The organism is Pseudomonas sp. LS2P72 (assembly GCF_054897865.1).
On sequence record NZ_CM142708.1, the window covers coordinates 478267 to 491916 of the forward strand.

Sequence of the window (13650 nt, forward strand, 5' to 3'; positions counted from 1 at the left end):
GTGTCCCGACTTTTTTCTATCTTTGTCGCATTTGTCGCAAGTTTTCTACTGATCAGTTCAGCTCACGCCGAAGTCAAAGTCCTCACCAGTATCAAGCCTCTGCAGCTGATCGCCGCTGCGGTGCAGGACGGCGTGGCGATTCCGGAAGTCTTGCTGCCGCCCGGGGCCTCGCCTCATAACTATGCCTTGCGCCCCTCCGACGTACGGAAGGTGCAATCGGTGGATCTGGTGTACTGGATCGGTCCGAGCATGGAAGGCTTCCTGCCTCGCGTGCTCAATGGGCGTACGCTGCCCAGCGTTGCGGTGCAGGATTTGCCGGGGCTGAAACTGCGCCATTTCGCCGAAGATAGCTCCTCTCACACTGAAGAAGCCGACGAACATGATCACGATCACCGCCCCGGTAGCGTGGACGCGCACTTGTGGCTTTCGCCGGTCAACGCCCGCGTCATCGCCACAAAAATGGCCGCAGACCTGAGCGCAGCCGATCCAGCCAATGCCGCGCGTTATCAGAGCAACCTCAAGGCGTTCGATGAGCGTCTGGATGCCATGGATCTTCGCTTGAAGGCGCGTCTGGCCGGCATCGCGGGCAAACCGTACTTCGTGTTCCACGAGGCCTTCGACTACTTTGAAGACGCCTACGGCCTCAAGCACGCCGGCGTATTCAGCGTCGCCGCCGAGGTCCAGCCCGGCGCCCAGCACGTCGCGGCGATGCGCACTCGCTTGCAGGAAGTCGGCAAAACCTGCGTATTCAGCGAACCGCCGCTGCGTCCGCGCCTGGCGGAAACCCTGGTAGCCGGTCTGCCGGTGAAGCTGGCGGAACTGGACGCACTAGGCGGGTACACACCAGCGACCGCTCAGGGGTATGAGCAGGTGCTGGAGAAGTTGGGGAATGATTTGGCGGGATGCCTGGAGTCGTTGTAACCCGGACATTTGTGTCGCTCCATTCGCGAGCAGGCTCGCTCCCACATTGATCAATGCGAACACAGATTTGTGTCCACTAAAGATCCCCTGTGGGAGCGAGCCTGCTCGCGAAGCTTTTAGAGCGCGAAAGGCAAATGAGTACTGACGTGTTGCCGCTGCGCCAGACGCTGCTGAAACTCCATCGGATCGTGAATCAGCACGTCCTGCCCGGCAAACGACTCGGCGGCGATCAACCGCGACAACCAGAACCGCACACACGCCACCCGCAACATGGTCGGCCACAACTCCGCCTCGGCCGCTGTGAACGGTCGCAGCGCTGCATAAGCGCCAAGCAACGCCCTCGCCCGCGGCCCGTCGATCAACCCGCTCTCGTCCGAACACCAGTCGTTCAAGGCAATCGCCACGTCGTAGAGCATCGGCCCCGAACACGCGTTGTAGAAGTCGATCAACCCGGTCAGGTGCGTGCCTTCGAACATCGCGTTATCGCGGAACAGGTCGGCGTGGATATTGGCTCGTGGCAGCGCCAGAATTTTCGTCTTCTGCTGTGTGATTTCGTCCAGCGCCCGTTGCAGCAGATCGCTTTGTTCGGCATTGAGGTGCGACAGCAACTGCGTGCCCTCTTCCAGCATCCAGTCCAGGCCGCGATCGGTCTTGCGCTTGATCATGTTGGCCTGGGTCGCAAGGTGCAGATGACCGAGCAACTCGCCCACCTGAGCGCAATGCTGCGCATTGGCTTCCTTGATGTGCTTGCCGGCCAGACGTGGCTGCAACAGCGCAGGTTTGCCGGCCAGTTCGCGCAAGGCGACGCCGTCGGTGGTGCGCAAGGCATAAGGCACTGGCAGGTCAGCGTCGTGTAGCACGTCGAGCAGTTCTATGAAGAACGGCATTTCCTGAACCGGGCCACGCTCAATCAGGGTCAGGACAAATTCGCCCTGCTCCAGGCTGATGAAGAAATTGGTGTTTTCGCTACCAGCGGCAATCCCCTGGAAATCAAGCAGGCGGCCGAGCCCGTAAGGGGCGAGAAAGGTTTCCAGCTCGGGCCGAGCCAGCGGGGTGAACACAGACATGTTTGAACTGCCAGTACGGGCGCCGCTGCTTGAGCCAGCGCCGATTGAAATTAAGAAACTACTTCCACTCAAAGATCTTCCACGACGGAATCAGCATATCCGGCTGATCCGAGCGGATGAAGTTTGCATCGGTCCCGTCCGCGCGCACCAGAAAATACGGCGGGGCGCCCTTCGGTGTGACCTTGATCGCATACAGGAAACCGTTTTGACGGTACTCCTGGATGGTTTTATCCCCTTCCGTGCGAATGGTGACGTCCGGGTCTGACGACGGTGCATCGTCCGCCGCCATGACGGCTATTGGAGCGATTGCAAACAGGCCAGCCAGCAGCAAGCGATTTAGTGTGCGCATGATAACCTTGTCCCTTTGTCGTCAACGGTCCCGCTATTCTAGCGCCGGACCCGCCGAAAAGGTTGATCCTGCTCATGAGCCAAGCCCCCCTCGTCCTGGTGGACGGTTCTTCTTACCTGTACCGCGCCTTTCACGCCCTTCCGCCGCTGACCACCTCCAAAGGTCTGCCGACCGGTGCGGTCAAAGGCGTGCTGAACATGCTCAAGAGTCTGCGCAAGCAGTACCCGGACAGTCCGTTCGCCGTGGTGTTCGACGCCAAGGGCGGGACATTCCGGGACGAAATGTTTGCCGAATACAAGGCCAACCGCCCGAGCATGCCCGACGACATGCGTGTTCAGATCGAGCCGCTGCACCAGAGCGTGATCGCCCTGGGCTTCCCGCTCCTGTGCGTCGAAGGCGTCGAAGCCGATGACGTGATCGGCACCCTGGCCCGCAGCAGTGCGGCGGCCGACCGTCCGGTGGTGATCTCCACCGGCGACAAGGACATGGCGCAGCTGGTCGACGGCCACATTACCTTGGTCAACACCATGACCGGTAGCGCGCTGGACGTGGAGGGCGTGAAGGAGAAATTCGGCGTCGCTCCCGAGCAGATCATCGATTACCTGGCACTCATGGGCGATTCTTCCGACAACATTCCGGGCGTTCCGGGCATTGGTCCGAAGACCGCTTCCGGCCTGTTGGTCGGCGTCAACGGTGGCCTGACCGAGCTCTATGCGCAGCTCGACATCGTCCCGACCCTGCCGATTCGCGGGGCCAAAACCCTGCCGGCCAAGCTCGAAGAGCACAAGGAGATGGCGTTTCTCTCCTATCAATTGGCAACCATCAAGATCGACGTGCCACTGGATATCGGCCTCGACGACCTGCAAATGGGCAAGCCGGATCACGACAAACTCGCCGAGCTCTATACCCTGCTGGAGTTCAAGAGCTGGTTCGAAGAGAACCAGCGCGACGCCAAGCGTTCGGGTCAGGAAGTCGTCGCTCCGGTGGCTGAAGAAGCGGCTGTCGACACCGAACTCAAGTACACCACCATCCTCACCCAGGCTGATTTCGACCTGTGGCTGAAGAAGCTCAGAGACGCCAAGCTAATTGCCTTCGATACCGAAACCACTGGCATCGATGCGCAGCAGGCGCAACTGGTGGGCCTGTCTTTTGCTGTACAAGCCAACGAAGCGGCCTACATCCCGCTGACCCATTCCTACATGGGCGTGCCGGATCAACTCGATCGCGACACCGTGCTGCGCGCGTTGAAGCCCATCCTGGAAGACCCGAGCAAACTCAAGGTTGGCCAGCACGCCAAGTTCGACATGAACATTCTGGCCAACTGCGCCATCGGTGGCGATCAGAGCTGCGGCATCACCGTCCAAGGCGTCGCCTTCGACACGATGCTCGAATCCTACGTGCTGGACTCCACCGCAACCCGTCACGACATGGACAGCCTGGCGCTCAAGTACCTGAACCACACCACTACCAGTTTTCAGGACATCGCCGGCAAGGGTGCCAAACAGCTGACATTTGACCAGATCTCCCTGGAACTGGCCGGGCCTTACGCCGCCGAAGACGCCGACGTGACGCTGCGCCTGCATCAAACCCTGCTGGAAAAGCTCGATGCCATCCCGAGCCTGAGCAAGGTCCTGAGCGAAATCGAAATGCCGCTGGTGCCGGTTCTGGCACGGATCGAACGCCAAGGCGCGCTGGTCGATGCCAACCTGCTGGGCATTCAGAGCGTTGAGCTGGGCGAGAAAATGGTCGCCCTCGAGCGTGAGGCGTTCGCCATCGCCGGAGAAGAATTCAACCTCGGCTCGCCGAAGCAATTGGGCGTGATCCTGTACGAAAAACTCGGCCTGCCGATCCTCAGCAAAACCGCCAAGGGCCAGGCGTCCACCGCCGAAGCCGTGCTGGCCGAACTGGCTGAACAGGACTTCCCGCTGCCAAAAGTGCTGATGCAGTACCGCTCGATGAGCAAGCTGAAAAGCACCTACACCGATCGCCTGCCAGAGCAGATCAACCCGCGCACCGGGCGAATTCATACCTCTTATCATCAGGCTGTCGCGGCGACCGGGCGTTTGTCGTCCAGTGATCCAAACCTGCAGAACATTCCGATCCGCACCGCTGAAGGGCGTCGGATTCGTCAGGCATTCGTCGCGCCAAAAGGCTACAAGTTGCTGGCAGCGGACTACTCGCAAATCGAACTGCGGATCATGGCTCACCTGGCCAAGGACGAAGGGTTGCTGCACGCGTTCCGCAACGATCTGGACGTGCACAAAGCCACCGCTGCCGAAGTCTTCGGGGTTGAACTGGCAGACGTCACCACTGACCAACGGCGCAGTGCCAAGGCGATCAACTTCGGTTTGATCTACGGCATGAGCGCGTTTGGCCTGGCCAAACAGATTGGTGTTGATCGCAAGCAATCCCAGGCCTACATCGACCGTTACTTCGCCCGTTACCCAGGCGTGCTGGAATACATGGAGCGCACCCGCGCCCAGGCCGCTGAACAAGGTTTCGTCGAAACCATCTTCGGTCGTCGCCTGTACCTGCCGGAAATCAACGCGAAAAACCCGGCCCTGCGCAAAGGTGCCGAACGCACGGCGATCAACGCCCCGATGCAAGGCACCGCGGCGGACATCATCAAGAAAGCCATGATTGCCGTGGATAGCTGGCTGACAGCCTCAGGCCTCGACGCCAAAGTCATCCTGCAGGTGCACGATGAACTGGTTCTGGAAGTGCGTGAGGATTTGGTCGACCAGGTCCGCGATGAAATTCGCGCGCATATGAGCGACGCAGCGAAGCTTGATGTGCCGCTGTTGGTCGAGGTTGGTGTAGGAAATAACTGGGATGAGGCTCACTGAGCCGTCTGAAAAGGCGTTTTCTGCTGCGGCATAGTGCCGCGGCAGAAAGACCGAAGGGCTCTATAGTTCGGAAAATCCGAAGGCCTATTCCAAAGGCTTTTTAAAAAATTCTGAACTAATCGCCTGAATCGCCACTCAGAGTTACTGAATGGGTGGTGAAGCCCTTCGATGCTCCTAATGTTGTGTTAAGTGTTGGCAGATATCTGGACCCCGCCCTAGCGGTCCGGAACTTGAACCCCGGAACTTCCCCCTCCCCATAAGAAGTCCGGGGTTTTTTTTGCCCGCAGTTTGTGTAAATGAGCTTACTCCGCGAGCTCGGCGCCCTTGTCCGCCAGTTCCATCCAGCCCGCCAGTACAGTGTAGGCGTCTTCCAGGCCCATGCGTTTTGGCGCCGAAAACAGCTGGATGCTGATCGCATCTCCCCAACCCTTGCGGATGTCTGCCTGAACCTTGAGCAGGACGTTTTTCGCCGCGCCGTAGGTCAGCTTGTCGGCTTTGGTCAGCAAAATGTGCATCGGCATGCCGCTGGCGACAGCCCAGTCGAGCATCAGCAGGTCGAAGTCGGTCATTGGATGACGGATGTCCATCATCAAAATCAGCCCCTTCAAACTCTCCCGACCACCCAGATAGGCTTCCAGGTGACGCTGCCAGTGCAGCTTCAACGGGATAGGCACTTTCGCGTAACCGTACCCCGGCAGGTCGACCAGACGACGATCATCGTCTAGCTTGAAGAAGTTCAAGAGCTGTGTGCGACCCGGAGTTTTCGAGGTCCGCGCAAGGCTGGCGTGCGTCAGGGTGTTCAGCGCACTGGACTTGCCGGCGTTGGAACGCCCGGCGAAAGCCACTTCAAAGCCTTCGTCGTCGGGACATTGATCGACTTTGGCAGCGCTGAGCATGAAGGTGGACTGTTGGCACAGGCCGAGGATGGGGTTCTTGAGTTGCATGGGATTTCCGATGTGGGCGGCGCCGGGAATGGACGCGGCGAGCAGTGTCGTTTCCGTTTCAGTGACGCCAGTATATAATGCCGCAGATTTTGTGTGCGCTTTGTCCCAGCGTAGGATGAAGTTCACGAGAGCGATTGACCTTGATTGCGCACTAGAACGCAGAACGCTCTCAACCCTGAAAAGGTCGTTTTATGACGAAATGGCTGCTAGCTGCCGGTGTCTTGATGCCGCTTTACAGCGCTCAGGCTACACAGGATCCGGAAGCTGTGTACAACCGTGTTTGTGGTGCCTGTCATTCCGGCCAACTACCCATGGCGCCCAAAAAGGGCGATCAGGAAGCTTGGACGCCGAGGTTGGCGAAAGGTATGGAGACGCTGGTGCAACACGTGACCCAGGGTTTCAAGGCGATGCCGCCGCGTGGTTTGTGCATGGACTGCAGTGCCGAGGATTACCAAGCAATCATCCAGTGGATGAGCGAGTGATCCCGGTCCATAACTCTTTAACCCTTAGCCGTAGTTGGATTAGCTGATGAACAAATTGATCGTGAGTCTGCTGTTGACCGTGGGGATCTCCGGCATTGCCCATGCTGCAGGTGATGCGACTGCTGGTCAGGCGAAAGCCGCAGTATGTGGCGCCTGTCATGGCCCGGATGGCAACAGTATGGCGCCTAACTTTCCGAAACTGGCAGGCCAGGGCGAGCGTTATCTGAACAAGCAGCTACACGACATCAAGTCCGGCAAACGCACGGTACTGGAAATGACCGGCCTGCTGACCAACCTGAGCGATCAGGACCTGGCCGATATCTCCGCCTACTTCGCCAGCCAGAAAGGCAGCGTTGGCGCCGCCGACCCGAAAGTCGTTTCTCGCGGTGAAGCACTGTTCCGCGGCGGCGATCTGGCCAAAGGCCTGCCAGCCTGCACCGGTTGCCACTCTCCAGACGGCAAGGGCAACGCTGCTGCCGGCTTCCCGCACCTTGGCGGCCAACACGCTCAATACATCGCCAAGCAACTGACCGACTTCCGCAAGGAAGAAGCCGGCCGCACCAACGATGGCGACACCAAGCCGATGCAGAGCATCTCCAAAAAGCTGAGCGACGAAGATATCGCAGCGGTGTCCAGCTACATTCAAGGTCTGCACTAAGACCGACGAATCGGGCGTTGCGCGAGGTGTAGACCTCCCGCAATGTTAACGCTCGATTAATCCGTCGATGCAAGCATAAAAAGGGTGGCTTTGGCCGCCCTTTTTTGTGGCCGCTGCCGTTACACTACAGAACTCAAGCCCGCCAGGACCTGTCTAAAAACAGGTCGCGCGAGGCGACCAAAATTGTCCAGGAGTAAAGCATGCGTAATCTGATCATCAGCGCCGCACTCGTCGCTGCCAGCCTGTTCGGCGTGACCGCCCAAGCTGCCGAAACACCCGCAGCGCCTTATGTCGAACTGACCAATCCCGTCCCGGTAGCTGTGCCTGGCAAGATCGAAGTGGTGGAGCTGTTCTGGTACGGCTGCCCGCACTGCTACTCTTTCGAGCCCGTGATCAATCCATGGGTTGAGAAACTACCTTCCGATGTAAATTTCGTGCGTATTCCGGCCATGTTTGGTGGCGCTTGGGACCTTCACGGTCAGATGTTTCTGACCCTTGAAGCCATGGGCGTCGAAAACAAGGTTCACTCGGCGGTGTTCGAAGCGATCCAGGTCGAAAAAAAGCGCCTGACCACGCCTGAAGAGATGGCCGAGTTCGTCGCCACCCAGGGCATCGACAAGGACAAGTTCCTGGCCACCTACAACTCCTTCGCAATCAAGGGCCAAATCAACAAAGCCCGCGAACTGGCCAAGAAGTATGAAATCTCCGGCGTTCCAACCATGGTCGTCAACGGCAAGTATCGCTTCGACGTGGGCTCTGCCGGCGGCGCCGAGCAAGCATTGCAACTGGCCGACAAGCTGATCGACAAAGAGCGAGCGGCTAACAAGGCTGCTGCCAACTAAGCGCGGCGACTGCCATGCGCCGCTGGGGCACTGAACGCGTCGTTGGCCTGCATGATCCGCGGGTCAACGAACATCATCTGGAATCGACGGGCCTGCCCGCAGACAGTCGTCTGCGCTTGCTCAGTTTCAATATCCAGGTCGGCATCAGTACCGCGCGCTATCACCACTACCTGACCCGGGGCTGGCAGCATCTGTTGCCGCACACCGGGCGTGCCGACAATCTGCAAAAGATCGGCAATCTGCTGGGCGACTTCGATCTGGTCGCCTTGCAGGAAGCCGATGGCGGCAGCTTGCGATCAGGCTACGTCAACCAGGTCGAACACCTGGCCCAGCTCGGCGCATTCCCCTACTGGTATCAACAACTCAATCGCAATCTCGGACGCCTCGGCCAGCACAGCAATGGTGTGCTCAGCCGCCTGCGCCCATGGGCGATTGAAGATCATCCGCTACCGGGGCCCAAGGGTCGCGGAGCTATTCTGGTGCGCTTTGGCGAAGGTCCTGAGGCGCTGGTGGTGGTCATGATGCACCTGGCGCTGGGCGCTCGCGCCCGCAGCATGCAACTGGCTTACATCCGCGAGTTGATCGGTGGCTATAAACACCAGGTGCTGATGGGGGACATGAATACCCATGCCAGTGATTTGCTGCAAAACTCCCCGTTGCGTGACCTCGGCCTGCTCGCGCCGCAACTGGAAGCGACGTTCCCTAGCTGGCGCCCGCAGCGCTGTCTGGACCATATTCTGCTGAGCCCCACCCTGACCCTTGAAAAGGTCGAGGTGCTGGCACAACCCATTTCCGATCACCTGCCGGTCGCGGTAGAGATTCGTCTGCCGGGTTCGCTCACGGCCGATGCATTGCCCGCGTTGAGTCCTGCCCCTCGCGGATCCCATGAATGAGCGACGAAGCACAGCGCTGGAAAGAGAAATACCTCAAAAGCATCGAACAACAGGAAAAGCTCGAACGTCGATGGGACGCCCGGCTCGACCTGCTGCGTCGTGGCCTGGTGCGCAGCACGCTGGCCGCCGAGGGCACCGACCGCGTCGTTGACCAATGCATGAAGGAAATGCGTGAAGTCGTACGCACCGACGACATGGACGCCGGCCTGGCCGCCCTGCTTCCGCGGCTGGAAAAAGCCGTGCTCGACTCCGAACAACGCCGGGAAACCCGGGTCAATCAGACCAGCGCTGCATTGACCGCGCTGGTCTCGCAGCTGCAAACATTACCGCTGCCCCGCGAAGTCAGCCGGCCGCTGAAAAACTTCGCCAAGCATCTGGATGCAAGGGTCGGGCAGGCGCGCGAAATTCCGTTGTTGCTCAGTGAACTGAGCGGTCTGCAAGGCAAAGCCCTGAATCAGCTAGAAAACCCGGCAGAACCCGGCCGCCCAGGTTTGCTGCAGCGACTGTTTGGTAGCCGTGAAGCGGATGAAGCGGCATCACAGGCTGCCTCCGGCGCTGTCCCGACGCCCACCCTGCAGCATGCCGAAGCGATTGTTGTGCCTCATGCCGAGACATCACAGATAACCGTCGATCTCGCGCCAAAAATCATTAAGTCACAAGTGGCGGCCGCACACGTTACCGCGCCAGCGACTGCTTCCGAACCACCGACAATCAAGGCTCCGCCCGCAGCAGCGTCTTCTCCTGCAGTTGTAGCGTTTGTCCCGCAGGTGCTTGAGCCGGAGCGAGCACGCACCCAGACTCCAGAGACGCAACCGCAGCCAGACATAGAACATCCAGAAGAACCCACTCCATCAATCTTCAAGCCAGAAATACAGGCTCAACCGGCAATCAATCCCGACGAACTGACCCCGATGGTCTATCTCGACAGCCTGCCGTTGCCCCCGGCCATGGCCGAGGTGTTGGCCGCCTTAGACACTGAACAATCCCAGCCGGATGTTCTCTACTCCCTGCCGGACTCACCCGAGCCGTCCTACAGCTCGGTGGCCAAGCACATCGAAGACACGTTACTGGGCCTGCTCGACGACCTGACGCTGCCCGAGCGTCATCGTCCGCAAGCCGAAGCGATGCGTGATCGCCTGCAAAACGGTTTGAATTGGTACGAACTGCTGCCAATCCTCGACGATCTGGCAACCTTGATGCTGGCAATCACCGACAGTGGCCAGCATGAATTCGAAGCCTACTTGCAACAGCTGAATGAACGCCTCGAGTCGTTCCAAAGCAACTTGCAAGCCGCCAGCGAAGGCCACGCCGACAACCGTTCCGCCGCACGCGAGATGGACACGCAGATCCGCGAGCAGGTCGACGGCTTGCAGAGCAGCATGCAGGAAGCCGCCGACCTGGACGATCTCAAGCACGTCCTGGAAAACCATCTGGAAGGCCTGCTCGGCACCATGGACCAGCACCAGAAGCAGCGTAACGAGCGTGAACAGGAAGTCGCAGCACGCCTTCATGGTCTGGCCGAACGCGTTGCGCACATGGAGCAGGAAGCCCTGGGCTACCGCGAGCATCTTGAAGAACAGCGTCAGAAAGCCTTGATCGACCCGCTCACCGGCCTGCCTAACCGGGCAGCCTGGAGCGAACGGCTGGATCACGAAATCAACCAATGGCAACAACACGGCAACACCCTGTTGCTGGCAATGCTTGACCTCGACCATTTCAAACGCATCAACGATAACTATGGTCACCTGGCGGGCGACAAAGTACTGAAAATCATCGCCAGCGTGTTATGCAAGCGCCTGCGCGGGACTGATTTCATTGCCCGGTTCGGCGGTGAGGAGTTTGTCCTGTTGATGCCAGACACAGTGCCATCTGCTGGTGCGAAACTGCTGGAAAAGCTGCGCGCCTCGATCGAAGCCTGCCCTTTCCACTTCAAGGGCGAGCCAGTCACCATCACCATTTCCATGGGCCTGACCGCATTCAAACCCGGCGAACATAGCGATCTGGTCCTTAAAAGAGCCGATCAGGCGCTATATCGCGCGAAACATGCGGGCCGTAACCAAGTAGTATTGGGCTGACGGTCAATTGTTCCATTTTGTTTAAAACTTCGCATGGGCCGTCTGAGCGCAAGGCAGTACGTTACACTGTTGCATTACTGTCTTGCGTGTATTGCCCTGCCATGAAATATCTATCTTTCATCGTCTCGCTGATTCTGTTGGCCGGTTGTGCCAGCGGTCCCCGGTTCGATACCCGTCATCCTTCAGCCAATTACGACAGCCGCATTCAGTTCGTGGTGGTGCATTACACCTCCGCGTCACTGGAGCGCTCGCTGCAACTGCTGACCCATGGCGACGTCAGCAGCCATTACCTGATTGGCGACGACAAGGGCGCCACCATCTATAAGTTGATGGATGAAAACCTTCGAGCCTGGCATGCCGGGGAAAGCGAATGGCAAGGCCGGACCTGGTTGAACTCCAGCTCCATTGGCATTGAAATCGTCAATCCGGGGTTTATAGACACCCCGACCGGGCGCCTTTGGTACCCCTATAGCGAAGATCAGGTCCAATCCCTGATCGTCCTGCTCAAGGACATCGGTAAGCGTTACGCCATCAACCCCCGCAATATCATCGGCCACAGCGACATCGCCCCGATGCGCAAGCTTGATCCGGGACCGCTGTTCCCCTGGAAGCGTCTGGCTGCCGAAGGCCTGGGAATCTGGCCGAACGAGCAGGCCGTAACGCGCCAGCAAGCACAGTTCGAATTACAACTGCCAACCATCAGCTGGTTTCAGGCACAGCTGGCCCGCGCGGGTTATCCCACCCCGCAAACCGGCGAACTGGATGTTGCGACACGTCATGTGATTGCGGCCTTCCAGCTGCATTTCCGACCGACACGTTTCGATGGCACACCGGATGCGCAAACCGCGGCGCTTCTACAAGTCCTGAACCAGACAAAATAATGACGCCCGCCCGACGGTCAGGGCTTTTTTCCAATCAGCAGCTATAACTCATTGGTAATTCTTCGGATATTCCTATGACTGTTGCTCGAGAGACACTTCGTAGTTGGTTCTTTCGCCCTTGGTTTTTGGCGATGCTGGCTGCTGCCTTGAGCGCGACACTTCTAATGGCCGGCAGCCTGTTCGTGGCCATGCATCAGGTCGAGCAAAGCGAAAGCAAAGAAATGAATGCTCAGGGCGAGCGCTTCCTTGCTCGTCTGGAGCAACTTTTTGGACAGTTGCGTGAAAGTCTCGACGACCTGGAAGCCCAGCCGTTACGCGGCTGCGATGACGAAATGATCGCGACCTTGCAACAGGTCAGCTTCAATTACCGTTTCGTTTACGAAGCCGCTTATATGGACGCCTCGCGGATCTGTTCCAACCGCCCCCGCCAGGAAGGGCTGTCGATGATAAGGCCGCCAGACATCGAGGGGCCGACCTACAGTTACTGGCTGAACACCACCACCGAACCCGATGAAAACCGCGCCGCGCTGATGCTCGGACGCGGCAATTTTCGTGTCGCGACGTCTCGCGGGCATTTGACCGACATGGTCGACTTGCCACCGGGAAGCAGCCTGCTGGTGGTGCTCGACCACGGTACCCGCGCGATTCCGGTACTGGGTGTCTCGCAGGCCTGGCCACCCACCGAACCCTGGCCCCCGAAAAGCCTCGACGCGCTACAAGTGACGCATTCCCGCTTGATTTACCGCATGCCCACCAACAATCCGGAATACCAATTGGTGCTGATCAGCCCGCGAACCGGTATGCATGTGCCCGCAGTCTGGTGGTGGTTGCTGCCGGCCAGCCTGGCACTCGCCTTATGCGTGGGTTTTCTGGTGCTTTTACTGGTGCGCCAGCGACAGTCGCTGGACGCCGAACTGAGTGGCGCCATACGACGAGGCGAATTGCAGGTGCTGTATCAACCGATCTTTGACCTCGACAGCCGCAACTGTGTCGGGGCAGAAGCCTTGCTGCGCTGGCGACGGCCGGACGGCACCCTGACCAGCCCCGACCTGTTTATTCCGATGGCAGAGAACACCGGCCAGATCCGCCAGATGACCGACTTCGTCCTGCAACGCCTGCTTGAGCAGTTGGGTCAGTTGTTACGGGCCAATCCGCAACTGTACATCTCGGTCAATCTGGCGGCCTGCGACGTCATGGTGCCGCGTATCGGTCAGGTAATGGCCCGACTGCTGACCTTGCACCGGGTCGCAGCAAAGCAAATTGCCTTTGAAGTCACCGAGCGGGGATTGATTGATGTCGTGGTAGCCCGGGAAAACCTGCAAGCCTTGCGAGATGTCGGGCATCAAGTGCTGATTGATGACTTTGGCACCGGCTATTGCAGCCTCGCCTATCTGCAAACCCTGCCAGTCGATTGCCTGAAAATCGACAAGGCGTTTATCGATGCACTGGGTCATGACGCGGCAAGTAGCGGTGTCGCCCCGCACATCATTCACATGGCCCAGGCCCTGCAACTCAAGGTGATTGCCGAGGGCATCGAACTTGAATCCCAGGCGGCGCTTCTGAGCAGTGAAGGCGTGAAGTTCGGTCAGGGTTGGCTATTCGCCCGTGCGTTGAGTGCGGTGCAGTTCATCGAGCTGATTACCCGCGGTCGCCGATTGGCTGCCCGACGCCTCGATGACGAAGCCTGAAGCT

General features: G+C 59.0%; 12 protein-coding genes. 9 read left to right on the forward strand and 3 right to left on the reverse strand.

The annotated features are described in order from the left end of the window. On the forward strand, positions 1–921 hold the full coding sequence (locus ACYZUA_RS02120) for a zinc ABC transporter substrate-binding protein (protein WP_461961901.1): 921 nt from the start codon (positions 1–3) through the stop codon (positions 919–921). A 116-nt stretch (positions 922–1037) separates the two neighbouring features. Here the strand turns inward: ACYZUA_RS02120 and ACYZUA_RS02125 are convergent, their stop codons facing one another. Together ACYZUA_RS02125 and ACYZUA_RS02130 are read right to left on the reverse strand one after the other, a co-directional pair. Then, positions 1038–1988: a homoserine kinase gene (locus ACYZUA_RS02125; RefSeq protein ID WP_461961902.1), complete on the reverse strand. Its 951-nt coding sequence runs from the start codon at positions 1986–1988 to the stop codon at positions 1038–1040. Positions 1989–2046: 58 nt separating this feature from the next. Then, a complete protein-coding gene (locus ACYZUA_RS02130) occupies positions 2047–2337 on the reverse strand; it encodes a DUF2782 domain-containing protein (RefSeq protein WP_461961903.1) in 291 nt (96 codons plus the stop codon). Positions 2338–2411: 74 nt separating this feature from the next. Here ACYZUA_RS02130 and polA point away from each other — a divergent pair, with 74 nt between their 5' ends. Continuing rightward, on the forward strand, positions 2412–5183 hold the full coding sequence (gene polA, locus ACYZUA_RS02135; RefSeq protein ID WP_461961904.1) for a DNA polymerase I: 2772 nt from the start codon (positions 2412–2414) through the stop codon (positions 5181–5183). A gap of 302 nt (positions 5184–5485) precedes the next feature. On the opposite strand, the gene yihA is transcribed toward polA, so the two are convergent. Continuing rightward, positions 5486–6127, reverse strand: a complete 642-nt coding sequence (gene yihA / locus ACYZUA_RS02140) for a ribosome biogenesis GTP-binding protein YihA/YsxC (protein ID WP_046044882.1) — start codon at positions 6125–6127, stop codon at positions 5486–5488. 191 nt (positions 6128–6318) lie between these two features. On the opposite strand from yihA, the gene ACYZUA_RS02145 reads away from it, so the two are divergent. The 7 genes from ACYZUA_RS02145 (at position 6319) to ACYZUA_RS02175 (ending at position 13646) form a co-directional block, all read left to right on the forward strand. Beyond that, complete coding sequence (locus ACYZUA_RS02145) at positions 6319–6609, forward strand: c-type cytochrome (RefSeq protein WP_008156007.1); 291 nt, start codon at positions 6319–6321, stop codon at positions 6607–6609. Between the two features lie 46 nt (positions 6610–6655). Continuing rightward, the gene (locus ACYZUA_RS02150) at positions 6656–7267 is read left to right on the forward strand and encodes a c-type cytochrome (RefSeq protein WP_074872296.1); all 612 of its coding nucleotides are present in this window, start codon (positions 6656–6658) and stop codon (positions 7265–7267) included. A gap of 200 nt (positions 7268–7467) precedes the next feature. Next, positions 7468–8109: a thiol:disulfide interchange protein DsbA/DsbL gene (locus ACYZUA_RS02155; protein ID WP_461961905.1), complete on the forward strand. Its 642-nt coding sequence runs from the start codon at positions 7468–7470 to the stop codon at positions 8107–8109. Between the two features lie 14 nt (positions 8110–8123). Beyond that, positions 8124–9002 (forward strand): endonuclease/exonuclease/phosphatase family protein, encoded by an 879-nt coding sequence (locus ACYZUA_RS02160; RefSeq protein WP_461961906.1) that lies wholly within the window; start codon positions 8124–8126, stop codon positions 9000–9002. Then, positions 8999–11077, forward strand: a complete 2079-nt coding sequence (locus tag ACYZUA_RS02165; RefSeq protein WP_461961907.1) for a GGDEF domain-containing protein — start codon at positions 8999–9001, stop codon at positions 11075–11077. The genes ACYZUA_RS02160 and ACYZUA_RS02165 overlap by 4 nt, the downstream gene beginning before the upstream one ends. Positions 11078–11178: 101 nt before the next feature. Then, positions 11179–11958, forward strand: a complete 780-nt coding sequence (locus tag ACYZUA_RS02170; protein WP_461961908.1) for an N-acetylmuramoyl-L-alanine amidase — start codon at positions 11179–11181, stop codon at positions 11956–11958. Positions 11959–12032: 74 nt separating this feature from the next. Beyond that, positions 12033–13646: an EAL domain-containing protein gene (locus ACYZUA_RS02175; RefSeq protein WP_461961909.1), complete on the forward strand. Its 1614-nt coding sequence runs from the start codon at positions 12033–12035 to the stop codon at positions 13644–13646. Positions 13647–13650 lie beyond the last annotated feature (4 nt).